This is a genomic window from Salmonella sp. 741265073_HBA (genome assembly GCF_046569105.1).
Lineage (GTDB): Bacteria > Pseudomonadota > Gammaproteobacteria > Enterobacterales > Enterobacteriaceae > Salmonella > Salmonella enterica.
The window spans coordinates 209,734-231,045 of sequence record NZ_JBKFRY010000002.1 but is presented as its reverse complement, the minus strand read 5'-3'; the positions used below and the strand labels follow the sequence as shown (position 1 = coordinate 231,045).

Sequence of the window (21,312 nt, the reverse complement as noted above, 5' to 3'; positions counted from 1 at the left end):
AACGCAGCAATGGGTTTAAGGACCTTTGACCATTGACCAATTTGAAATCGGACACTCGAGGTTTACATATGAACAAAAACAGAGGGTTAACGCCTCTGGCGGTCGTTCTGATGCTCTCAGGCAGCTTAGCGCTAACAGGATGTGACGACAAACAGGACCAGCAAGGCGGCCAGCAGATGCCAGAAGTTGGGGTTGTCACACTAAAAACGGAACCACTGCAAATCACAACTGAACTTCCGGGTCGTACCGTTGCTTACCGTATCGCCGAAGTTCGCCCGCAGGTAAGCGGCATTATCCTGAAGCGTAATTTCGTTGAGGGAAGTGATATCGAAGCGGGAGTCTCTCTCTATCAGATTGATCCTGCGACCTACCAGGCGACTTACGACAGCGCTAAGGGCGATCTGGCAAAAGCGCAGGCCGCCGCGAATATCGCTGAACTGACGGTGAAGCGTTATCAAAAGCTGCTGGGTACGCAGTACATCAGTAAGCAGGAATACGATCAGGCGCTGGCTGACGCGCAACAAGCGACTGCCGCCGTTGTCGCAGCAAAAGCCGCCGTTGAAACCGCACGTATCAACCTGGCGTATACCAAAGTCACCTCACCGATTAGCGGTCGTATTGGTAAGTCGTCCGTAACGGAAGGCGCGCTGGTACAGAACGGTCAGGCGTCGGCGCTGGCGACAGTGCAGCAGCTGGACCCTATTTATGTCGATGTGACCCAGTCCAGCAATGACTTCCTGCGCCTGAAGCAGGAGCTGGCAAATGGTTCGCTGAAGCAGGAAAACGGCAAAGCGAAGGTCGATCTGGTGACCAGCGACGGTATCAAATTCCCGCAGTCCGGTACGCTTGAGTTCTCCGACGTGACCGTTGACCAAACCACCGGGTCTATTACTTTGCGCGCCATCTTCCCTAACCCGGATCACACCTTATTGCCAGGAATGTTCGTTCGCGCACGTCTGCAGGAAGGGACAAAACCGACGGCATTACTGGTTCCACAACAGGGCGTTACCCGTACTCCACGCGGCGATGCCACGGTGCTGGTGGTTGGCGCTGATAACAAAGTGGAAACCCGCCAAATCGTCGCAAGCCAGGCGATCGGCGATAAGTGGCTGGTGACTGACGGGTTGAAAGCGGGCGACCGCGTAGTCGTCAGCGGGCTGCAAAAAGTACGTCCTGGCGCACAGGTTAAAGTGCAGGAAATTACCGCGGATAACAAACAGCAAGCCGCAAGCGGTGATCAACCTGCTCAGCCCAGGTCTTAACTTAAACAGGAGCCGTTAAGACATGCCTAATTTCTTTATCGATCGCCCTATATTTGCGTGGGTGATCGCCATCATCATCATGTTGGCAGGGGGGCTCGCGATCCTCAAATTGCCGGTAGCGCAATATCCGACGATTGCGCCACCAGCAGTGACGATCTCCGCAACCTACCCTGGCGCTGATGCGAAAACGGTACAGGATACCGTCACGCAGGTTATCGAACAGAATATGAACGGTATCGATAACCTGATGTATATGTCCTCCAACAGTGACTCCACGGGGACCGTGCAGATCACGCTGACCTTTGAATCCGGTACCGATGCGGACATCGCGCAGGTTCAGGTTCAGAACAAGTTGCAACTGGCAATGCCGTTACTTCCCCAGGAAGTACAGCAACAGGGCGTGAGCGTTGAGAAGTCCTCAAGTAGCTTCCTGATGGTAGTGGGCGTCATTAACACCGACGGCACCATGACCCAGGAGGATATTTCGGATTACGTTGCCGCCAATATGAAAGATCCGATCAGCCGTACCTCTGGGGTGGGCGACGTCCAGCTGTTTGGTTCGCAATATGCGATGCGTATCTGGATGAATCCGACAGAGCTGACCAAATACCAACTGACGCCGGTCGACGTGATTAACGCGATCAAAGCGCAGAACGCCCAGGTCGCGGCAGGTCAGCTCGGTGGTACGCCGCCGGTAAAAGGCCAGCAGCTTAACGCATCGATTATTGCCCAAACGCGTCTGACCTCAACGGATGAGTTTGGCAAAATCCTGCTGAAGGTGAATCAGGATGGCTCCCAGGTTCGTCTGCGGGATGTAGCGAAAATTGAGCTTGGCGGCGAAAACTACGACGTCATCGCGAAATTTAACGGTCAGCCAGCGTCAGGTCTTGGCATCAAACTGGCTACCGGCGCCAACGCGCTGGATACCGCTACCGCTATTCGCGCCGAACTGAAAAAAATGGAACCGTTCTTCCCGCCAGGGATGAAAATCGTCTACCCGTATGACACCACGCCGTTCGTGAAGATCTCTATTCATGAAGTGGTAAAAACGCTGGTCGAAGCGATTATCCTCGTGTTCCTGGTGATGTACCTGTTCCTGCAGAACTTCCGCGCGACGTTGATTCCGACTATTGCGGTTCCGGTGGTGTTGTTGGGAACCTTTGCCGTGCTTGCGGCATTCGGTTTCTCGATAAACACGCTGACGATGTTCGGGATGGTGCTCGCCATCGGCTTGCTGGTGGATGACGCCATCGTGGTGGTCGAGAACGTCGAACGTGTTATGACGGAAGAAGGCCTTCCGCCGAAGGAAGCGACGCGCAAATCCATGGGCCAGATTCAGGGCGCATTGGTGGGTATCGCGATGGTACTGTCGGCGGTATTTATTCCGATGGCCTTCTTTGGCGGCTCAACCGGGGCAATTTATCGTCAGTTCTCTATCACCATCGTATCGGCGATGGCGCTGTCGGTGCTGGTCGCGCTGATCCTGACGCCCGCGCTGTGCGCGACGATGCTCAAACCCGTCGCCAAAGGCGATCATGGCGAAGGGAAAAAAGGCTTTTTCGGCTGGTTTAACCGCCTGTTTGATAAGAGCACGCATCACTACACCGATAGCGTAGGCAATATTCTGCGCAGCACCGGGCGTTATCTGCTGCTCTATCTCATTATCGTCGTCGGTATGGCTTATCTGTTCGTTCGTCTGCCAAGCTCTTTCTTGCCGGATGAAGACCAGGGCGTATTCCTGACAATGGTCCAGCTCCCCGCCGGCGCGACGCAAGAGCGCACGCAAAAAGTGCTGGATGAGGTCACGGATTACTATCTGAACAAAGAGAAAGCCAACGTTGAATCGGTATTCGCCGTCAACGGCTTCGGTTTTGCAGGGCGCGGTCAGAATACCGGTATTGCATTCGTGTCGTTGAAAGACTGGGCCGATCGTCCAGGCGAAAAAAACAAGGTTGAAGCGATTACCCAGCGGGCAACCGCAGCGTTTTCACAAATTAAAGATGCGATGGTCTTCGCCTTTAACCTACCGGCGATTGTTGAACTGGGCACCGCAACCGGGTTTGACTTCGAGTTGATTGACCAGGCGGGACTTGGTCATGAAAAACTGACCCAGGCGCGTAATCAGTTGTTCGGCGAGGTGGCGAAATATCCTGATCTGCTGGTAGGCGTTCGACCTAACGGCCTGGAGGATACGCCGCAGTTTAAAATCGATATCGACCAGGAAAAAGCTCAGGCACTGGGCGTGTCTATTAGCGACATCAATACCACGCTGGGCGCAGCATGGGGCGGCAGCTATGTAAACGACTTTATCGATCGCGGTCGTGTGAAGAAAGTTTACGTAATGTCCGAAGCGAAATACCGCATGTTGCCGGATGATATTAACGACTGGTACGTTCGTGGTAGCGATGGTCAGATGGTGCCGTTCTCCGCATTCTCCTCTTCCCGCTGGGAATATGGTTCGCCGCGTCTGGAACGCTATAACGGTCTGCCTTCGATGGAAATTCTGGGTCAGGCGGCGCCAGGCAAGAGTACTGGTGAAGCGATGGCGATGATGGAAGAACTGGCCAGCAAGCTGCCGTCAGGCATTGGGTATGACTGGACCGGGATGTCCTACCAGGAACGGTTGTCCGGCAACCAGGCCCCTGCCCTGTATGCTATCTCGCTGATCGTCGTCTTCCTGTGTCTGGCGGCATTGTATGAGAGCTGGTCTATCCCGTTCTCTGTAATGCTGGTTGTTCCGCTTGGGGTTATCGGCGCGCTGCTGGCCGCCACCTTCCGCGGACTGACTAACGACGTTTACTTCCAGGTGGGCCTGCTCACAACCATTGGGTTGTCGGCGAAGAACGCGATACTTATCGTCGAATTCGCCAAAGACTTAATGGATAAAGAAGGGAAAGGTCTGGTAGAAGCGACGCTGGAGGCCGTCCGGATGCGTTTGCGCCCGATTCTGATGACCTCGTTAGCGTTCATGCTGGGGGTTATGCCGCTGGTTATCAGTTCCGGCGCGGGTTCCGGCGCGCAGAATGCGGTAGGTACTGGCGTACTGGGCGGGATGGTAACGGCAACCGTACTGGCTATTTTCTTCGTACCGGTCTTCTTTGTGGTGGTACGCCGCCGCTTTAGCCGTAAAAGCGAAGATATTGAGCATAGTCATTCGACAGAACATCGCTGATTTGCTCACTGTTACTGTTGATAAGGCCGCGCAAGCGGCCTTTTTTACGCAAAAATCATAAAATACGCTTATTGTTAGATTGATTATTTTTTGCCATATTAATAAAAGGTATAATCCTTACTGCGTTAAAGGCTTTTCTTAGGAAAGTTGGCCATTTCTTAATTCAGCCATTAATTAAGAAATATTAAGAATATTCCTGGCTATTTTCTCCTGTCAGAGTCTATTGTTTTAGCCTGAAAAGCTAAAAAACGTTAACCCAATGATTACACAAACAATAAAACTGGTTCCTTTTTAGGCGACCGACGATCACTGTTAAAATTCGAAAAAGTATGGCAACACGCGGCTTTCACGCAATTGTAATTTTTCGTAATATGACGATGAAAAGTTTTTTAGAGTAGATTATAGTTAAATCATAAGGTGACGTGGGAAGTACCAGGTTAGTTAGTTGTATCCATCCCGAAGGTGTTCGGTTAGTTTAAGCCACTAAAAAGGGGATGCATTATGGACGAATACTCACCCAAAAGACATGATATAGCACAGCTTAAATTTCTTTGCGAAACCCTGTATCATGACTGTCTTGCAAACCTTGAAGAAAGCAACCATGGCTGGGTTAATGACCCGACCTCAGCAGTCAACCTGCAGCTCAATGAGCTGATAGAGCATATTGCAACTTTCGCGCTTAATTATAAAATTAAGTACAATGAAGACAATAAATTGATTGCGCAGATAGATGAATACCTGGACGACACCTTTATGTTGTTCAGCAGCTATGGTATTAATACGCAGGATTTGCAAAAATGGCGTAAATCGGGCAACCGCCTGTTCCGTTGTTTCGTCAACGCCACCAGGGCTAATCCTGTTAGTTTGTCTTGTTAAAAATTATTACAATCATAGGTAGAATTTATGTCTGATAAACCATTAACTAAAACTGATTATTTGATGCGTTTACGGCGCTGTCAGACAATTGACACTCTGGAGCGCGTCATTGAGAAAAATAAATATGAATTGTCCGACAATGAGCTGGCTGTATTTTACTCAGCTGCGGATCACCGTCTTGCAGAATTGACGATGAACAAACTCTACGACAAGATCCCCTCTTCAGTATGGAAATTCATTCGTTAATCACGCTACATTACTTTTTAGAGAACACGCAGGTGTTATCTGCCTCCTCGTTCTGGCTAATAACACAACGGGCTATTATAGAACAGTGATATAGATCACATACCAATAGCAGGGAACGTTCCCTCTAATACTCTATTATTGCTTCTATTGCGATAATATCCATCAAAGGGAGCGCGCGATGAGTGACGAAAAACAAAAAATGATCGCTGGGGCACTGTATTGCCCGACCGATGAAACTTTATGCCAGGATCGACTGCGGGCGCGTCAACTCATCCATCAATACAATTATACTACGCCTGATGAAATAAATAAGCGTCAGGCGATTTTACGCGACCTGTTGGGTCGATGCGAAGACGCCTATATTGAACCTTCCTTTCGTTGCGACTACGGCTATAATATTTTTCTTGGTCACTCCTTTTACGCTAACTTCGACTGCGTCATGCTTGATGTTTGCCCAATTCATATTGGCGATAATTGTATGCTCGCGCCAGGGGTACATATCTATACCGCCACGCACCCGCTGGACGCCGTCGAACGCAACAGCGGCAGAGAATTAGGTAAACCCGTCACTATCGGAAATAACGTCTGGATAGGCGGACGAGCCGTCGTTAATCCTGGCGTAACCATCGGCGATAACGTCGTCGTCGCTTCAGGCGCTGTGGTGACAAAAAACGTACCGCCAGACGTCGTGGTAGGCGGAAACCCGGCGCGAATCATTAAAAAATTGTAGTCAAAATGATAACTGTTATGCTAATTCGTGGTTAATCTGTTACTTTTTTCACGTGACACCTCCCTTTAAAATGGGCTGTTACTACCCCTATGTCGCAGAAATCATGAAGGCAAAAGATGACAGAGATACAGCGCCTGCTTAGCGAAACTATTGATGACTTAAACGTCCGTGAAAAACGCGATAACAGGCCGCGTTTTAGTATCAGTTTTATCCGCAAGCATCCTGGGTTATTTATCGCGATGTATGCAGCCTGGTTTGCGACGCTGGCGGTCATGCTGCAATCAGAAACGCTGGTGGGGTCAGTGTGGCTGTTAGTGGTGTTATTTATCGCATTTAATGGCTTCTTCTTTTTCGACATCGCCCCGCGTTATCACTATAACGACATCGATGTGCTGGACCTCCGGGTCTGTTACAACGGCGAATGGTACAACACGCGCTTTGTTCCCCCCACGCTCATTGAGACGATTCTTCAGTCTCCACAGGTGGATAATGAACATAAAGTCCAGCTGCAAAAAATGGTTGCCCGTAAGGGCGAACTTTCCTTCTACGATATTTTTACGCTGGCCCGCGCAGAAGCCAGCCGGTAATAAAAAAGTGCGCACCCTCCCTGGTACGCACTGCTTTCCCTGAACTGTTGGTTTTTTAACGTCTTTTTTTACGCCCCTGAACCGCCTTAAAACGCGGATTTGTTTTACAAATCACGTATAAGCGTCCTTTGCGTTTGACTATCTGGCAATCCGGATGCCGTTGTTTTGCATTGCGAAGTGAGTTTAACACCTGCATTTCATTTACCCCTTTTAGCGCCGATAAAATGACCGAAACGTTTCTGGAAGCGTGCGGCGCTACTTTCGCTATCAAACGTTTTCTGTCTACCGGTATAAAAAGGATGCGATTTTGATGACACATCAATAGTGACATACGGATATGTCACGCCGTCCAGTTCGATTTCACGTTCAGTTTTGATAGTTGATCCCACTTTCACATATTCATTTACGCTGGTGTCATGAAATACGACGGTGCGGTATACAGGATGAATATCAGGTTTCATTGCGCCCTCTAAATTATGTTATAACATAACAATAAAATACGCTATCAACGTTCCTTTTTCAACCGGTAAACATTCACGATCTCTTCCTGGCGGCAAAAGCAATGTGGCGTAACGCGTTAGTCTGGCGCCTGAATCTGTAAAATCGATAAAATAGCTTTATCATTCGAGGGCGCGATTTACGATCGGATATACTTTCTCTACGCTGTGTTTATAAGGACATCACTGTGACAACACGACATCTGGTCAGCCTGGTAACGGGAGTGCTTATCCTGTCTGTCCTTTTCCCGATAGGATTGAGCCTGTGGCTGGCGCACCGTCAAGTTGAAAAAAGGTTTAACGAAGAGCTGGATATCTTCTCGTCCCGGGTGGCGCTACGTACAGAAAGGGTCAGTGACCAGGCAAAAGCCGCGTTAACGCATATTGCCTCCTTTAAAGGCGAGCCCTGCAGCAGCGCCCATTTACTCGCCATGCGCCGCGTGTCTTATAGCTTTCGGTATGTCCAGGAAGTTCTGTATCTTAAAAATTCGATTCCCGTTTGCTCCTCACTTGAAAAAGAGAGCCATATTCCCGCTTTCCCTCCGCCTATGAAAATCACTCGCGACGGTTATCGCGCCTGGTTTACGGCGCAAAACGATCTGGGTATAAAACGCTATATGGCGGCACTCGGGAGCGACAGCTATATCGTGATGATCGACCCGGCATCCTTTATCGATGTGATTCCGTTTGGCGCATGGCCGATTGACGTCGCTATTATTGGCCGGGAACGCAATACTGTGGTTGCCAGCAGCGGTAACCTTGACCCCGCTATTCTTCCGCTCATTCACCATGAGACGCCCCTGCGGCTGGAAAACCGAGGCATTCAGTATGCTATTCACCCCTTTCCGGAAATGGGCATTACTATCGTAAGCTGGGCACCGACCGCTCCGCTGGAAAGGAGCTGGTATCGACAGGCATTTATCTGGCTACCGGCGGGCATCGTAACGGGTCTGCTGGCCGCGGCCTTTATTCTGCGTATTTTGCGTCGGCTACAGTCGCCCCGCCACCGTCTCCAGGATGCGATAGATAATCGCGAATTTAACGTACACTATCAGCCTATTGTCTCCCTGAGCAGCGGAAAAATTGTCGGTGCCGAAGCCTTAGCTCGCTGGCAACAGGCGGACGGCACCTTCCTTTCGCCGGAAATTTTTATAGCGCTGGCTGAACAAACCGGGCTCACGGAGCCGCTAACCCGGCTAATCATCGAAACCGTTTTTGAAGACATGGGAAGTTGGTTAAAGTCCCATCCCGAACAACATATTTCAATCAATCTTGAGGCATCCGATCTGGCGTCGGAAACGTTGCCGACGCTGTTAAGCACGCTGCTGAACCGTAGCCAAATTTCTCCGTCGCAAATCGCGCTTGAGTTAACGGAACGCGAGTTTGCCGATCCGAAAACCAGCGCGCCCATTGTCGCCAGATACCGTAACGCGGGACATTCAATTTATATTGATGACTTTGGCACCGGCTATTCCAGCCTCAGCTACTTACAAAATCTGGATGTAGATGTCCTTAAAATTGATAAATCTTTTGTCGATGCGCTGGAATATAAAAACGTCACGCCGCATATTATTGAAATGGCGAAAACGCTCAAACTTAAGATGGTCGCAGAAGGCATCGAAACAACCAGGCAAGAACAGTGGCTACGCCAGCATGGCGTACATTATGGTCAGGGCTGGTTATACAGTAAACCCCTACCCGCTACGGCATTTATTCTTTGGGCGGAACAGCGGCTATAACGTCGCACAGCAGAAAAAAACAGTGTGGAGAGGCACAAATGGGTGGGGGCCCTGCCAGCTACATCCCGGCACACGCGTCATCTGCCTTGGCTGCTTCCTTCCGGACCTGACCTGGTAAACAGAGTAGCGTTGCGGGAGAACCAACAGAGCCCCCATTGAGAGCGTTGTGAACCAACGCGCAGGCGCATTATCACTGCTATATCGTGCAATTGCAACCCATCAGGCATCGGATGCTGGTTTCTTGCGCATCCGGGCTTTCCTCCCCCCTTATTCCAGATTATCCTGAAGCATTAACGCAGGATTCTATTATGGATATTCAGGACACATTTCCTCAACGCGTCTGGCAAATCGTCGCTTCGATCCCGGAAGGATTTGTCACGACCTACGGCGATGTCGCCCGGCTTGCCGGTTCGCCTCGGGCGGCGCGTCAGGTCGGCGGAGTTTTAAAACGTCTGCCGGAAGGCAGCACTTTACCATGGCATCGGGTGGTGAACCGCCACGGCGCAATATCACTTACCGGGCCGGATCTACAGCGGCAACGTCAGGCATTACTGGCGGAAGGCGTGGTGGTGTCGGGAAGCGGACAAATCGATTTACAACGCTATCGCTGGGTGTATTAACCCTCTCCGTAACGGAGAGGGTTGGCGCAGGATTAATACTGGGTAGGCGCAGGAACGGCAGAAGACGGATTGACCTGGGTCGGCGAAGTCGATGGAACCGTCGTCGTCGCACCACCGCTGGCCTGCACAGGCACCGCCGTTTGCTGTACCGGTACCAGCGTAAGATCCGCTTTAGTACCGCCATTATTAATCACCGGTTTCACGCTATCGGTAATAAATACCAGCTTATTATCAACGGTGATGGCCGCGCTCAGGAGAATACGCGCGTTAGGTTGAATATCTGATGGGTTAAACGGCAACACAAAACTGAAAGGCGCCTGTTTACCTTCGGTACGTACCGCTTTTTGCGACAGCACCTTAGACGGCGCATCAGCCAGCGAAGCATCTGAAAGCGTCACGGTCAGCACCGCATCTGGCGGCAGAGCGACCTTCTGGCGGATCCAGACGGTACCGGAAACATTGGGTTGCTGAATAGTAGACTGGTTAGCTGTAATCGACATGTTAGGGTTTGGCGCAGGCGTCTGGATATCAGCGCTTTTATCAGCGCAGGCCGCCAGAGATATCGCAACCGCTAAACCACTTACGATGTGCACGAGTTTCATTCAATTCTCCTTATCATCAATGCACCAGCAGGCCTTTCCCCCCGCCGGAAGAGTGGTTAACAGAAACATAACGTGATTAAGTGTGGCACATGTCACTCATTTTTGCCTGGAATTGGCCTGTTATTCAGACTTTTGTACCCATCGGACCACTTGCAAAATTGCGTTATACTCTGCCCTACCTCGCTTCGGCATCGTTGTCACCTGGAGAGTATGTATGAGTCAGACACTGAATAATTTGCTGACATTATTGAATCTGGAAAAAATTGAAGAAGGACTCTTTCGGGGCCAAAGTGAAGACTTAGGGCTGCGCCAGGTATTTGGCGGTCAGGTGGTGGGCCAGGCGCTCTATGCCGCCAAAGAAACGGTGCCGGAAGCGCGACTGGTGCATTCATTCCACAGTTATTTTCTGCGGCCAGGCGATAGCCAAAAACCCATTATCTATGACGTAGAAGTGCTGCGCGATGGGAATAGCTTCAGCGCCCGCCGCGTTGCCGCTATTCAGAACGGGAAACCCATCTTTTACATGACCGCCTCATTCCAGGCGCCGGAACCGGGTTTTGAACATCAAAAAACCATGCCGACGGCAGTCGGGCCGGAAGGACTACCGTCAGAAACGGAAATCGCGCAATCGCTGGCGCATTTACTGCCGCCGATTCTGAAAGAAAAGTTTCTCTGCGATCGCCCGCTGGAAATTCGTCCCGTCGAATTTCACAATCCGTTGAAAGGTCACGTCGCCGCGCCTGTGCGTCAGGTATGGATTCGCGCCAACGGCACCGTTCCGGATGACATTCGCGTCCATCAATATTTACTGGGATATGCCTCGGATCTGAATTTCCTTCCCGTCGCGCTTCAGCCTCACGGCATCGGTTTTCTGGAAAAGGGCATTCAGATCGCCACTATCGATCACTCTATGTGGTTCCATCGTCCGTTCAATTTTAATGAATGGCTACTTTATAGCGTGGAGAGCACTTCCGCCTCCAGCGCCCGGGGCTTTGTTCGCGGCGAGTTTTATACTCAGGATGGCGCTCTGGTCGCTTCAACCGTGCAGGAAGGGGTAATGCGTAATCACAATTAAAAAACATGCCGCTATGCGGCGTTAATGGCCTGATGACGCTGCGCTTATCCGGCCTACAGTAGACTGGATAAGCGCAGCGCCATCAGGCATGTTGCGCAATCACGCGTTATACGCATTCTCGCCGTGACTGTTCACATCCAGCCCCTCGCGCTCCTGCTCTTCCGGTACACGCAGTCCAACAAGGATATCCGCCAGTTTGTAACCAACAAACGCGACAATACCGGACCAGACGACCGTAATAGCAATACTTTCCAGCTGTACCATCACCTGATGTCCCATCGTAACGCCGTCGACAAAGCCAACGCCGCCCAGCGAACTGGCGGCAAAAACGCCGGTCAGGATACAGCCGATTATTCCGCAAACGCCGTGAACGCCAAATACGTCGCACGGATCATCTACCCGTAACAGACGTTTAAGCATGGTGACTCCCCACAATCCCGCCAGCCCCGCAATAACGCCGATAACCAACGCGCCGCCAACGCCAACATAGCCACAGGCTGGCGTCACGCCGACCAGACCGGCAATCGCGCCGGAACACGCTCCCAGCAGGGAAGGCTTACCGCGTAGCGTCCACTCGCCGATAATCCACCCCAGAATCGCGGCGGCGGTCGCCACCACGGTGTTCACAAAGGCCAGCGCTGCTATCTCGTTTGCGCTACCAGCAGAACCCGCGTTAAATCCAAACCAACCGATATACAGAATCGCAGTACCGGTAAAGACCATCGGCAGGTTATGGGGTTTAAATGCTTCTTTCCCAAAGCCGACGCGTTTGCCAATTAAATAAGCCCCTACCAGCCCGGCGATAGCGGCGTTAATATGCACCACCGTACCACCGGCAAAATCCAGCGCGCCGTGAGCAGCCAGCAGGCCGCCGCCCCACACCATGTGCGCAATCGGGATATAAGAGAGCGTGAACCACACCACGACAAAAATCAGTACCGCCGAAAAACGAATACGCTCCGCCAGCGCGCCGACAATCAGCCCGACGGTAATACAGGCGAAAGATCCCTGAAACGCGACATGAATATACTGATAAATCGTACCCGTTACCGCCGTCAACGCGATATTCTTCAACATCGCCCCATCGACATTACCGAAGAAATGATTCCCTTCGCCAAAAGCCAGCGAATAGCCGTACACCACCCATAAAATACAGACCAGCGCAAAGGTGACGGTCACTTGCGTTAACATTGACAGCACGTTCTTGGCGCGAATTAATCCGCCGTAAAACAGCGCGATACCCGGTATCGTCATGAACAGCACCAGCGCGGTGCAAATCATCATAAAAGCACTATCCGCTTTATCGGCAACCGCCGGCGCGGCTATCGTTAGCCCAGGCAGCAGCGCCAGTGAAGCCAGTGTGGTTTTTATCATCGCTATCTTCATTTTTTCATTTCCTGTTGCTGTGTGGCGGGTCTTACAGCGCTGCTTCGTCAGCTTCGCCGGTACGAATCCGAATAACGCGCATGAGCTCCGCGACGAAAATTTTGCCGTCGCCAATTTTTCCGGTGTAAGCCGCTTTACTGATGATATCGATCACCTCTTCCAGTTGGTCGTCGGCGATAGCCACATCAATTTTGACCTTCGGCAGGAAATTCACGCTGTACTCCGCGCCGCGATACAGTTCGGCGTGTCCTTTCTGACGGCCAAACCCTTTCACTTCGGTGACGGTCAGTCCCTGAATGCCAATGGAAGAAAGCGCCTCCCGCACGTCCTCCAGCTTGAACGGTTTGATAATCACGGTAACCAGCTTCATAGAACCCTCCAGTCAGAATTAGGTAACGGCTGCCGCCGCGCATGGACTCTTCAGGATGGATATTGCAAAGGATGTGCCAGAAGCTGGCGAGCGAGGAAAAGCGCGGTTAGCGGCGCGTCTTTATATTGACGCGCCCCAAAATCGAAGCAGGGAAAGAAAAACGCACCACGACGGTGCATAATGGGCGAGGTTTTGCCCTGTGGCGCCAAACCTTACGCCGCAGGGCCGGATTCTTCGTGTACGCTGGCGGCTAACTCCTCGCCAACTAACTGTAATTGATACATTTGCCAGTAGCGCCCTTGCGCCGCCAGCAATTGTTGATGCGTCCCGCGCTCCACCGCCTGGCCGCGATGGAGAACCAGAATGGTATCTGCCTCCACGATTGTCGATAGCCGATGGGCAATAACCACCAGCGTGGTGCGCTCGCGAATCGCCGCCAGCGCCTGCTGTATCGCCTGCTCAGTGCCGGAATCGATGCTGGCCGTCGCTTCATCAAGAATTAATATTTGCGGGGCGTCAACCAGCACGCGCGCCAGCGCCAATAGCTGTTTTTGCCCGACGGACAGCGTATTTCCCTGCTCGCCGAGATGCGTATGCAGCCCGTCGCTCAGGCCGCGCGCCAGATCTGCCAGTTGTACCGTTTCCAGCGCCTGCCACACCTGCGCCTCGGAGACATCGCGCCCCAGCGTCACATTAGCCAGAAAGGTATCCGCCATCACTACCGGGTCCTGTTGAACCATCGCCACGCCCTGGCGTAAAACGCGATGATTAAGAGAGGAGATCTCTCGCCCATCCAGCCGAATTTCGCCTTGTGTCAGGGGGTAATACCCCATTAATAAGCTGGCGAGCGTGCTCTTCCCGCTGCCGGTGTGCCCCACCAGCGCCACAAAGCTACGGGACGGTACTGATAGCGTAATGTCCTGTAAAACAAGATTATCGTCGCGGTAAGCAAACGACAGATGATCAATATCAATCGCCCCGCTTTGTAACGGCCTGTCGTCGCTGCCATAGCGCTGGCGCGGGCGATCCATCAGTTCAAAAACACGCTCTCCCGCCACAACCGCCTGCTGTAGCATGGATTGCTGGGTGGTCAGTTCAATGAGCGGCTCGTTCAGACGTGACAAATAGCTAATGAACGCATACAGCACCCCGACCTCAATCGTGCCGGCAGACGTAAAGCTGAAAAGCATCAACAAACCGCATAAAATGAGCGCGGAAAAGAGGCTAAGCAGCGGACGCAATAAAAAGCCGTCCAAGCGCAGCGTCTGCATCCGCGCCATGTAGTGCGAGCGGCTGGCCTCGCCCATGCGTTCGCCGAAGCGCGCCTGCTGGCGAAACTGCTGAATTACGCTCATCCCGTTGATGATTTCGTTAAAGCCGTCGTTAATATCCGCCAGGTATGCCCGCACGCGGCGTACAATCGGCGTGCTGTAGCGCTGATAAATGATCATCACGGTCAATACCGCCGGAAAAATCAAAATCGCCACCAGCGCCATCCGCCAGTCAAGGCTGAACATAGCGACCAGCATGGCGCCGATCAACGCCGCGCTACGTAATACCGTTGCGACGACCGTGACGTACAGATCGCGGATGACTTCCGTATCGTTGGTCACACGTGAAATTAATTGTCCGACAGGCTGCGTGTCGAAGGCGCTTAGCGGCTGGCGCAAGGCGGCATCCATGACGTCCGTGCGCAAGGACTGAACCACGCCAACGGCCGCCCGGTTAAATAATAAAGACTGGGCGTAATGCAGACCCGCCGCCAGAAACTGTAGCCCCACATAGGCGGCCGCCAGCCCCGCGACCTTGCCCAACGGTAAATGGTGGCGGGCCACCATGTTATCAATGAAATAGCTGATCAGCAGCGGACCGCTAACCTCCGCCGCCGCCGCAATCCACAGCATCATCACCGCGACAGAGAGCGGTTTTCGCCATGGCGAGCCATACGCCAGTAACCGTTTCAGCGTCGGCCATAGCTGTCCAAAACTACGCATTCACCGCCTCCTCGCCGCGTTCCGGCGCGTCATCCAGCGCGGCCTCCAGTTGCTGATAGCGATACATATCGCGATACCAGCCAATCTGCTGCGCCAGTTGATCGTGATCGCCGCGCTGAACAACATGACCATGTTGCATAACGATAATTTCATTGGCGTCGGTCAGCGCGGATAAACGATGCGCGCTGATGATGACCGTACGCCCTTCGCCCCACTGGCGCAAATTATGCAAAATCTGATGCTCCGTGCGGCCATCTACTGCAGAAAGCGCATCATCGAGAAGCAGAATTTCCGCATTTAACAGTAGCGCTCTGGCAATCGAGATACGCTGTTTTTGCCCTCCCGATAACATGACGCCACGTTCACCTACCTGCGTGTCGTAGCCCTGAGGCAAGCGGAGAATATCTTCATGTACGCTGGCTAAACGCGCCACCTGTTCAATCTCCTCCTGAGTCGCCTCCGGGCGTCCGAGCGCAATATTATTGGCAATAGAGTCCGAGAACAAAAACGGCGTCTGGCTGACGACCGCCAGTCGGCTACGCCAGCTATCCAGTTGCAGATGCGTCAACGGCATGTCATGGAATCGGATCTCTCCCTGCGTCACATCAAAATGGCGCTGGATAAGCGACAAGATTGTGCTTTTCCCCGCGCCGGTCGGACCGCATATCCCCAGCATCTGACCCGGTTTAAGACGAAAGTTCACATTCTCCAGCGCCGGATGCGTCGTTTGCGGATAGCAAAACTCACGAATGGCCGCCGTCAGTTCGCCGCGCCCCGCCGGGACCGGCTCTTCGCCATCCTTAACTACCGGCGCTTCCGCCAGCATGGCGCGGATGCGGCTGTAAGCGGCGCTACCCCGCTCCACGATATTAAACATCCAGGCCAGCGCCAGCATCGGCCAAATCATCAACCCCAGATACATCATAAAGCTGGTGAGTTCGCCCAGCGTCAGGCTGCCGTTAACCACCATCCAGCTTCCGCCGCTAATCGCGAGCAGGTTCGCCATGCCAATGGCGATGTAAATGGTTGGATCAAAACGCGCGTCAATACGCGCCACACGCATATTTTTCTTGCCGGTATCTTCGGCATCCGCCGCAAACAGCGAAGACTGGCGGTCCTCCAGACCAAACGCTTTGATCATGCGGATGCTGGTCAGACTCTCCTGCGTGCGGTCGTTCAGGCTGGAGAAGGCGGCCTGCGCCAGTTTGAAATAATCATGCAGCCGATCGCCGTAACGTTTGATCATCAGCGCCATAATCGGCATCGGCAACAGCGCTAATAGCGTTAGCTGCCAGCTAATTTGCGTCGACATGACAATCAGTACCGCGCAGCCCATTACCAGCGAGTCAACCAGCGTCAGAACGCCCTCGCCCGCCGCAAATACGACGCGATCCACATCATTCGTCGCACGCGCGATAAGATCGCCCGTCCGATGGCGCTGATAAAATTCAGGATGCTGACGACTCAGCTGGCGATAATAATCTTCACGCAGTTCGACGGCTAATTGATAAGAAGCGCCAAATAGCAGCACGCGCCAGACATAGCGCAACAAATAAACCACTACGGCGATCAGGGCAATGGTGCCAATCCACATCGCTATTCGGCCTGGAGTAAAATGCTGTGCGGTTACGCCATCCACGACAATCCCCACCACTTTGGGCGGGATCAGCTGAAGCATCGCAATAAGCATAAGCAGGGCCACCGCGCCAAGATAGCGACGCCATTCCCGGCGAAAGTACCAGCTTAATTGAGCAAATAATCGCACGCGTTATTTCCTGATATGATTTCCGGCAATACCGGGAGAATTATTCAATGGGCAGAGAGGTGGTGTACTTAATCTGTTCCATCGCAAAACTGGAGGTGACGTCTGACAGTCCTGGGACGCTATTGACCAGACGTTTATAGAAGTCGTCATACCGCTTCATGTCGGCCACCTGAACTCGCATCAGATAGTCGTATTCCCCCGCCATCCGCCAGAAGCCAAGCACTTCCGGCATCTCAGAGACGACGGTCACGAACCGACAGTACCATTCACTGCTGTGGTGCTGCGTTTTTATCAACACAAAAGCGGTTAACCCCAGCCCCAGTTTTTCCGGGTCCAGCAGCGCGACCCTGCCAAGCAGGATACCGTCATCTTCCAGGCGTTTAAGCCGCTTCCAGCAAGGCGTTGTCGTCAGATTAACGGCATCCGCCAGCGCCTGCAAAGAGAGGGTACAGTCCTGCTGCAATAAGCAAAGCAGTTTACGGTCAATTTTATCTAACATACCCACTCCATAGAGAATATTTTTCTCCTTACATTGTAATTTAAAGGCCAAATAGCAACAATTTTTTCCGTACTTTTCGCTACTCTTGGCACAAAATGATAAATGAATATTAATGATGAGTAGCAATTGGGTTAAAAATGCCATTAATGAAATTAACGCTGACCACCAGCGCTCGGCGGATACGCATCTTATTCGTTTGCCCCTGTCGGCATTTCCAGGTATCCAGCTTTACCTGAAAGACGAAAGCACGCATCCCACCGGTAGCCTCAAGCATCGTCTGGCGCGCTCGCTGTTCCTTTATGGGCTGTGCAATGGCTGGATTAAAGAAGGCACTCCGATTATTGAAGCGTCATCAGGCTCAACGGCGATTTCCGAAGCCTGGTTCGCGCGTTTACTGGGACTGCCGTTCATCGCCGTCATGCCCGCCTGTACCGCAAAACGTAAAATCGAACAGATTCAATTTTACGGCGGCCACTGTCATTTTGTGGAGAGCGCCTGCGAAATTTATGCCGCCTCCGAGCGGCTGGCGCATGAACTGAACGGTCACTATATGGACCAGTTTACCTACGCAGAACGAGCTACCGACTGGCGGGGCAACAATAATATTGCCGACAGTATTTTCCGCCAGATGCGCAACGAACCCCATCCGGTACCGCGATTTATCGTCATGAGCGCCGGAACGGGCGGAACCTCTGCGACGATTGGGCGCTATATTCGCTGCCAGGGCTATGATACTCAGCTCATGGTGGTGGATCCGGAAAATTCCGTCTTTTTACCTTACTGGCAGGATCGCGACGCTTCATTACGCAGCCCGGTGGGCAGTAAAATTGAAGGAATTGGTCGTCCGCGAGTAGAGCCTTCTTTTATTCCGGATGTCGTGGATGAGATGCTGCGCGTGCCGGACGCCGCCAGCGTTGCCACCGCACACTGGCTGGAAACGCAGCTAGGCCGTAAAGTCGGCGCCTCTACCGGCACGAATATGTGGGGAGCTCTGCAGCTTGCGGCCCGGATGCGCGAGGCTGGAGAAACCGGCGCTATCGTGACGTTATTGTGCGATAGCGGCGATCGCTATCTGGATACCTATTACCATCCGTCCTGGGTTAGCGACCATATCGGCGATTTGACGCCGTGGTCAGCGGCCATCGAAAAATTACTTACCGGCGACTAGAAACAAAAAAAAAGCCAGACTGAATGTCTGGCTTGCTGGAAGAGATCTCTCATTCGGGGGAATAAGGTAGATGCGGATTGTCCAGCCAATGCGTCAAAAAGTGTGATACCGCTTGATTACCACAATGTCCGATAACCGAAAGGTGTGGCAGCGCGGCGATAAGCTGCGGCATGGCATTGCCCATAATGAGCCCCCGCCCGACGCTGCCCAGCATTTCCCGATCGTTCATCGCGTCGCCAAACGCCATGCAATCTGCCAGTGAAAGCCCTAAATGGTTGCTCAATACCGCCAGCGCCGATCCTTTATTGCACCCCAGCGGTAGCACTTCCAGGCAGTCGACGGCAGAGAAACAGAGGTGCGCGCGTTCTTCCAGCGCCTCATTGAGCTGAATGCGCAAACGGATCAGATCGTCATGATCGCCGCAAAAACAGATCTTCGTCACCTGATGGGCCGGAATGCTTTTTATATCGATAACCTGATAACGAAAGCCGCTGTAGACGTGCGCCTGGAGTAGCGCGGGGATCTCCTGGCCTGTAAACCAGCCGTTGTCATTAAACACATGCATACTGGCTCGGGTATCCCAGGCATGGTGCATCACCGTATCGGCAACCTGAGGATCGAGATCCTGACGATGCAGCACGTCGCCTTCCAGCGAGTGAATTCGCGTCCCGTTACCGGTAATAAGATAAGCATCCAGTGAAAGCGTCCCCAGAATATGCCGCATCTCCAGCACATGACGACCCGTAGCGAATGTCAGGGTGATATCGCGTTCGCGCAGACGCGCCAGCGTGGCGATCGTTTCTCTACCCAAATGGTGATCGGGCATTAATAACGTGCCATCCATATCAAATGCTGCCAGACGGGCCATCTCTTTCTCCACACTGTGACGCGGTTAACTTGTTGTTCAGTATTACCTGAGATATACGGAAGTAATAGTGAACAGATAAAAGGAAGTGTTCCGGGTTTCTATGAGGCTACTGAATCGGCTTAATCAATATCAACGCCTCTGGCAGCCTTCCGCCGGGGAAACGCAACATGTCACCGTTAGCGAACTGGCCGAACGCTGTTTTTGTAGCGAGCGCCATCTGCGAACGCTGCTGCGTCAGGCCCAGCAGGCGGGTTGGCTAAGATGGGAGGCGCAGTCCGGGCGCGGGAAACGTGGACGGCTCCAGTTTCTGGTCACGCCGGAATCGCTCCGCACCGCCATGATGGAACAGGCGCTGGAAAAAGGGCAGCAGCTCAACGTACTGGAACTGGCGCAGCTGGCGCCGGGCGAGTTACGGGCGATGCTCCAGCCTTTTATGGGCGGCCAATGGCAAAACGATACGCCGACATTGCGTATTCCCTACTATCGTCCGCTTGATCCGCTGCAGCCGGGTTTCCTGCCAGGCCGCGCGGAACAGCATCTCGCAGGGCAAGTTTTTTCCGGGTTAACGCGCTTCGACCGCGATAGCCAATATCCTTGCGGGGATTTGGCGCATCACTGGGAGGTTTCCGCCGACGGTTTACGCTGGGATTTTTATATTCGCTCCACGCTGCACTGGCATAATGGCGATGCGGTGGATACCGCGCAGCTACACGAACGCCTGGAAAGGCTGCTTACCCTACCGGCGCTAAGCAAATTGTTTATTAGCGTCGCACGGATCGAAGTAACGCATCCTCAGTGCCTGACCTTTCTCCTTCACCGACCTGATTACTGGCTGGCGCATCGTCTGGCGAGCTACTGTAGCGGTCTGGCGCATCCTGACCTGCCGCTTATCGGCACCGGTCCTTTTCGCCTGGCGTTGTTCACGCCGGAACTGGTGCGTCTGGAAAGTCATGACCATTATCACCTCAGCCATCCGCTGCTGAAAGCGATTGAATTCTGGATCACCCCGCAACTGTTTGCCCAGGATCTGGGCACCAGTTGCCGCCATCCGGTGCAGATTGCCATCGGCAAACCGGAAGAGCTGGCGACGCTGAGTCAGGTAAGTAGTGGTATTAGTCTGGGTTTTTGCTATTTAACCCTCAAAAAGGGCTCACGGCTCAACGTACAGCAGGCGCGGCGTCTGATACATATTATCCATCATACTTCGCTGCTGAAAACCTTACCGGTAGATGAGAACTTGATTATGCCAAGTCAGGGGCTGCTACCCGGCTGGACAATCCCGCAATGGCAGGACGTTGATGAAACGCCATTGCCGAAAAAACTTACCCTGGCGTACCACCTTCCCGTAGAGCTGCATACGATGGCGGAACAGCTTCGATATTACCTGGCGACGCTCGGCTGTGAGTTAACGTTGATTTTTCATAATGCCAAAAACTGGGATAACTGCCCTGCGTTGGCGCAAGCGGATCTGATGATGGGCGACAGGCTGATCGGCGAAGCGCCGGAATATACGCTGGAGCAGTGGCTACGTTGCGATCAGATCTGGTCACATGTCCTGGACGCGCCTGCGTTTTCCCATCTGCAGGCTACGCTTGACGCTCTGCAAATTCAGCCCAATGAAAAAGATCGCCGCGCCGCGCTACAACAAGTTTTTGCCAACCTGATGGATGACGCCACACTTACGCCGCTGTTTAATTATCACTATCGCATCAGCGCCCCACCGGGCGTTAACGGCGTTCGACTGACCCCTCGCGGCTGGTTTGAATTTAGCGAAGCCTGGCTTCCGCCGCCTTCGCCGTGAAGAAGCTGGTCGGGATTATCCGTACGCGTTACCATATTGGCTTTCGTCATTGATC

At 52.8% G+C, this 21,312-nt stretch carries 20 protein-coding genes and 1 other RNA gene; 11 read left to right on the top strand and 10 right to left on the bottom strand.

All coding sequences use genetic code 11. The features are described from left to right. Positions 1 to 68: 68 nt before the first annotated feature. The 6 genes from acrA to ACLD3P_RS03610 all read left to right on the top strand — a co-directional run bounded on the left by acrA (position 69) and on the right by ACLD3P_RS03610 (position 6,873). Positions 69 to 1,262 carry a multidrug efflux RND transporter periplasmic adaptor subunit AcrA gene (acrA, locus tag ACLD3P_RS03635; RefSeq protein ID WP_001039202.1) on the top strand — a complete coding sequence of 398 codons (1,194 nt, stop codon included), beginning with the start codon at positions 69 to 71 and terminating at the stop codon, positions 1,260 to 1,262. Between the two features lie 22 nt (positions 1,263 to 1,284). Then, on the top strand, positions 1,285 to 4,434 hold the full coding sequence (gene acrB, locus ACLD3P_RS03630) for an efflux RND transporter permease AcrB (RefSeq protein WP_001132508.1): 3,150 nt from the start codon (positions 1,285 to 1,287) through the stop codon (positions 4,432 to 4,434). A gap of 501 nt (positions 4,435 to 4,935) precedes the next feature. Further along, positions 4,936 to 5,310 carry an Hha toxicity modulator TomB gene (tomB, locus tag ACLD3P_RS03625; protein WP_000344807.1) on the top strand — a complete coding sequence of 125 codons (375 nt, stop codon included), beginning with the start codon at positions 4,936 to 4,938 and terminating at the stop codon, positions 5,308 to 5,310. 27 nt (positions 5,311 to 5,337) lie between these two features. Next, positions 5,338 to 5,556: an HHA domain-containing protein gene (locus ACLD3P_RS03620; protein ID WP_001280991.1), complete on the top strand. Its 219-nt coding sequence runs from the start codon at positions 5,338 to 5,340 to the stop codon at positions 5,554 to 5,556. 178 nt (positions 5,557 to 5,734) lie between these two features. Continuing rightward, positions 5,735 to 6,286 (top strand): maltose O-acetyltransferase, encoded by a 552-nt coding sequence (gene maa / locus ACLD3P_RS03615; protein WP_001278793.1) that lies wholly within the window; start codon positions 5,735 to 5,737, stop codon positions 6,284 to 6,286. Positions 6,287 to 6,402: 116 nt separating this feature from the next. Further along, complete coding sequence (locus ACLD3P_RS03610; RefSeq protein ID WP_000136183.1) at positions 6,403 to 6,873, top strand: YlaC family protein; 471 nt, start codon at positions 6,403 to 6,405, stop codon at positions 6,871 to 6,873. A 55-nt stretch (positions 6,874 to 6,928) separates the two neighbouring features. Here ACLD3P_RS03610 and ykgO read toward each other — a convergent pair whose 3' ends face one another. After that, entirely contained in the window at positions 6,929 to 7,069 is a 141-nt protein-coding gene (gene ykgO, locus ACLD3P_RS03605; RefSeq protein WP_001197749.1) for a type B 50S ribosomal protein L36, read from the bottom strand. Between the two features lies 1 nt (position 7,070). Continuing rightward, entirely contained in the window at positions 7,071 to 7,334 is a 264-nt protein-coding gene (locus tag ACLD3P_RS03600) for a type B 50S ribosomal protein L31 (protein WP_000801422.1), read from the bottom strand. Between the two features lie 224 nt (positions 7,335 to 7,558). Between ACLD3P_RS03600 and ACLD3P_RS03595 the strand changes: the two genes are divergently transcribed. Further along, complete coding sequence (locus tag ACLD3P_RS03595; RefSeq protein ID WP_024797537.1) at positions 7,559 to 9,109, top strand: EAL domain-containing protein; 1,551 nt, start codon at positions 7,559 to 7,561, stop codon at positions 9,107 to 9,109. Between the two features lie 49 nt (positions 9,110 to 9,158). Here ACLD3P_RS03595 and ffs read toward each other — a convergent pair. Further along, an RNA gene (gene ffs, locus ACLD3P_RS03590) (signal recognition particle sRNA small type) lies at positions 9,159 to 9,255 on the bottom strand. Between the two features lie 84 nt (positions 9,256 to 9,339). Here ffs and ACLD3P_RS03585 point away from each other — a divergent pair. Then, a complete protein-coding gene (locus ACLD3P_RS03585; RefSeq protein WP_000961285.1) occupies positions 9,340 to 9,729 on the top strand; it encodes an MGMT family protein in 390 nt (129 codons plus the stop codon). Between the two features lie 32 nt (positions 9,730 to 9,761). On the opposite strand, the gene ACLD3P_RS03580 is transcribed toward ACLD3P_RS03585, so the two are convergent. Beyond that, the gene (locus tag ACLD3P_RS03580; protein WP_000779802.1) at positions 9,762 to 10,331 is read right to left on the bottom strand and encodes a YbaY family lipoprotein; all 570 of its coding nucleotides are present in this window, start codon (positions 10,329 to 10,331) and stop codon (positions 9,762 to 9,764) included. Positions 10,332 to 10,545: 214 nt separating this feature from the next. Here ACLD3P_RS03580 and tesB point away from each other — a divergent pair, with 214 nt between their 5' ends. Beyond that, positions 10,546 to 11,406 carry an acyl-CoA thioesterase II gene (tesB, locus tag ACLD3P_RS03575; protein ID WP_000084176.1) on the top strand — a complete coding sequence of 287 codons (861 nt, stop codon included), beginning with the start codon at positions 10,546 to 10,548 and terminating at the stop codon, positions 11,404 to 11,406. A gap of 99 nt (positions 11,407 to 11,505) precedes the next feature. On the opposite strand, the gene amtB is transcribed toward tesB, so the two are convergent. From amtB to decR, 5 genes are all read right to left on the bottom strand, one after another. Next, a complete protein-coding gene (amtB, locus tag ACLD3P_RS03570) occupies positions 11,506 to 12,792 on the bottom strand; it encodes an ammonium transporter AmtB (protein ID WP_024797535.1) in 1,287 nt (428 codons plus the stop codon). A 31-nt stretch (positions 12,793 to 12,823) separates the two neighbouring features. Continuing rightward, the gene (gene glnK, locus ACLD3P_RS03565; RefSeq protein WP_000780341.1) at positions 12,824 to 13,162 is read right to left on the bottom strand and encodes a P-II family nitrogen regulator; all 339 of its coding nucleotides are present in this window, start codon (positions 13,160 to 13,162) and stop codon (positions 12,824 to 12,826) included. 212 nt (positions 13,163 to 13,374) lie between these two features. After that, the gene (locus tag ACLD3P_RS03560; RefSeq protein ID WP_001256075.1) at positions 13,375 to 15,156 is read right to left on the bottom strand and encodes a SmdB family multidrug efflux ABC transporter permease/ATP-binding protein; all 1,782 of its coding nucleotides are present in this window, start codon (positions 15,154 to 15,156) and stop codon (positions 13,375 to 13,377) included. Further along, the gene (locus ACLD3P_RS03555) at positions 15,149 to 16,921 is read right to left on the bottom strand and encodes a SmdA family multidrug ABC transporter permease/ATP-binding protein (RefSeq protein WP_001235560.1); all 1,773 of its coding nucleotides are present in this window, start codon (positions 16,919 to 16,921) and stop codon (positions 15,149 to 15,151) included. The genes ACLD3P_RS03560 and ACLD3P_RS03555 overlap by 8 nt, the downstream gene beginning before the upstream one ends. Before the next feature lie 40 nt (positions 16,922 to 16,961). Further along, positions 16,962 to 17,420: a DNA-binding transcriptional regulator DecR gene (gene decR / locus ACLD3P_RS03550; protein WP_000884593.1), complete on the bottom strand. Its 459-nt coding sequence runs from the start codon at positions 17,418 to 17,420 to the stop codon at positions 16,962 to 16,964. Positions 17,421 to 17,532: 112 nt separating this feature from the next. Between decR and cdsH the strand changes: the two genes are divergently transcribed. Further along, positions 17,533 to 18,588 (top strand): cysteine desulfhydrase, encoded by a 1,056-nt coding sequence (cdsH, locus tag ACLD3P_RS03545; protein WP_000987851.1) that lies wholly within the window; start codon positions 17,533 to 17,535, stop codon positions 18,586 to 18,588. Between the two features lie 49 nt (positions 18,589 to 18,637). On the opposite strand, the gene cof is transcribed toward cdsH, so the two are convergent. Beyond that, entirely contained in the window at positions 18,638 to 19,456 is an 819-nt protein-coding gene (gene cof / locus ACLD3P_RS03540; RefSeq protein ID WP_000113030.1) for an HMP-PP phosphatase, read from the bottom strand. Positions 19,457 to 19,556: 100 nt separating this feature from the next. On the opposite strand from cof, the gene ACLD3P_RS03535 reads away from it, so the two are divergent. After that, on the top strand, positions 19,557 to 21,257 hold the full coding sequence (locus tag ACLD3P_RS03535; protein WP_316970496.1) for an SgrR family transcriptional regulator: 1,701 nt from the start codon (positions 19,557 to 19,559) through the stop codon (positions 21,255 to 21,257). The last annotated feature ends 55 nt before the right edge of the window (positions 21,258 to 21,312 follow it).

Excerpts from the sequence above, each read along its gene's own strand:
- ACLD3P_RS03560 (WP_001256075.1), bottom strand. The coding sequence starts at position 15,156 with ATGCGTAGTTTTGGACAGCTATGGCCGACGCTGAAACGGTTACTGGCG.
- glnK (WP_000780341.1), bottom strand. The coding sequence starts at position 13,162 with ATGAAGCTGGTTACCGTGATTATCAAACCGTTCAAGCTGGAGGACGTG.
- tesB (WP_000084176.1), top strand. The coding sequence starts at position 10,546 with ATGAGTCAGACACTGAATAATTTGCTGACATTATTGAATCTGGAAAAA.
- ACLD3P_RS03620 (WP_001280991.1), top strand. The coding sequence starts at position 5,338 with ATGTCTGATAAACCATTAACTAAAACTGATTATTTGATGCGTTTACGG.
- ACLD3P_RS03610 (WP_000136183.1), top strand. The coding sequence starts at position 6,403 with ATGACAGAGATACAGCGCCTGCTTAGCGAAACTATTGATGACTTAAAC.
- acrB (WP_001132508.1), top strand. The coding sequence starts at position 1,285 with ATGCCTAATTTCTTTATCGATCGCCCTATATTTGCGTGGGTGATCGCC.
- maa (WP_001278793.1), top strand. The coding sequence starts at position 5,735 with ATGAGTGACGAAAAACAAAAAATGATCGCTGGGGCACTGTATTGCCCG.
- ACLD3P_RS03535 (WP_316970496.1), top strand. The coding sequence starts at position 19,557 with ATGAGGCTACTGAATCGGCTTAATCAATATCAACGCCTCTGGCAGCCT.
- amtB (WP_024797535.1), bottom strand. The coding sequence starts at position 12,792 with ATGAAGATAGCGATGATAAAAACCACACTGGCTTCACTGGCGCTGCTG.
- decR (WP_000884593.1), bottom strand. The coding sequence starts at position 17,420 with ATGTTAGATAAAATTGACCGTAAACTGCTTTGCTTATTGCAGCAGGAC.
- ACLD3P_RS03600 (WP_000801422.1), bottom strand. The coding sequence starts at position 7,334 with ATGAAACCTGATATTCATCCTGTATACCGCACCGTCGTATTTCATGAC.
- cof (WP_000113030.1), bottom strand. The coding sequence starts at position 19,456 with ATGGCCCGTCTGGCAGCATTTGATATGGATGGCACGTTATTAATGCCC.
- ykgO (WP_001197749.1), bottom strand. The coding sequence starts at position 7,069 with ATGCAGGTGTTAAACTCACTTCGCAATGCAAAACAACGGCATCCGGAT.
- ACLD3P_RS03580 (WP_000779802.1), bottom strand. The coding sequence starts at position 10,331 with ATGAAACTCGTGCACATCGTAAGTGGTTTAGCGGTTGCGATATCTCTG.
- cdsH (WP_000987851.1), top strand. The coding sequence starts at position 17,533 with ATGATGAGTAGCAATTGGGTTAAAAATGCCATTAATGAAATTAACGCT.
- ACLD3P_RS03585 (WP_000961285.1), top strand. The coding sequence starts at position 9,340 with ATGCTGGTTTCTTGCGCATCCGGGCTTTCCTCCCCCCTTATTCCAGAT.
- tomB (WP_000344807.1), top strand. The coding sequence starts at position 4,936 with ATGGACGAATACTCACCCAAAAGACATGATATAGCACAGCTTAAATTT.
- acrA (WP_001039202.1), top strand. The coding sequence starts at position 69 with ATGAACAAAAACAGAGGGTTAACGCCTCTGGCGGTCGTTCTGATGCTC.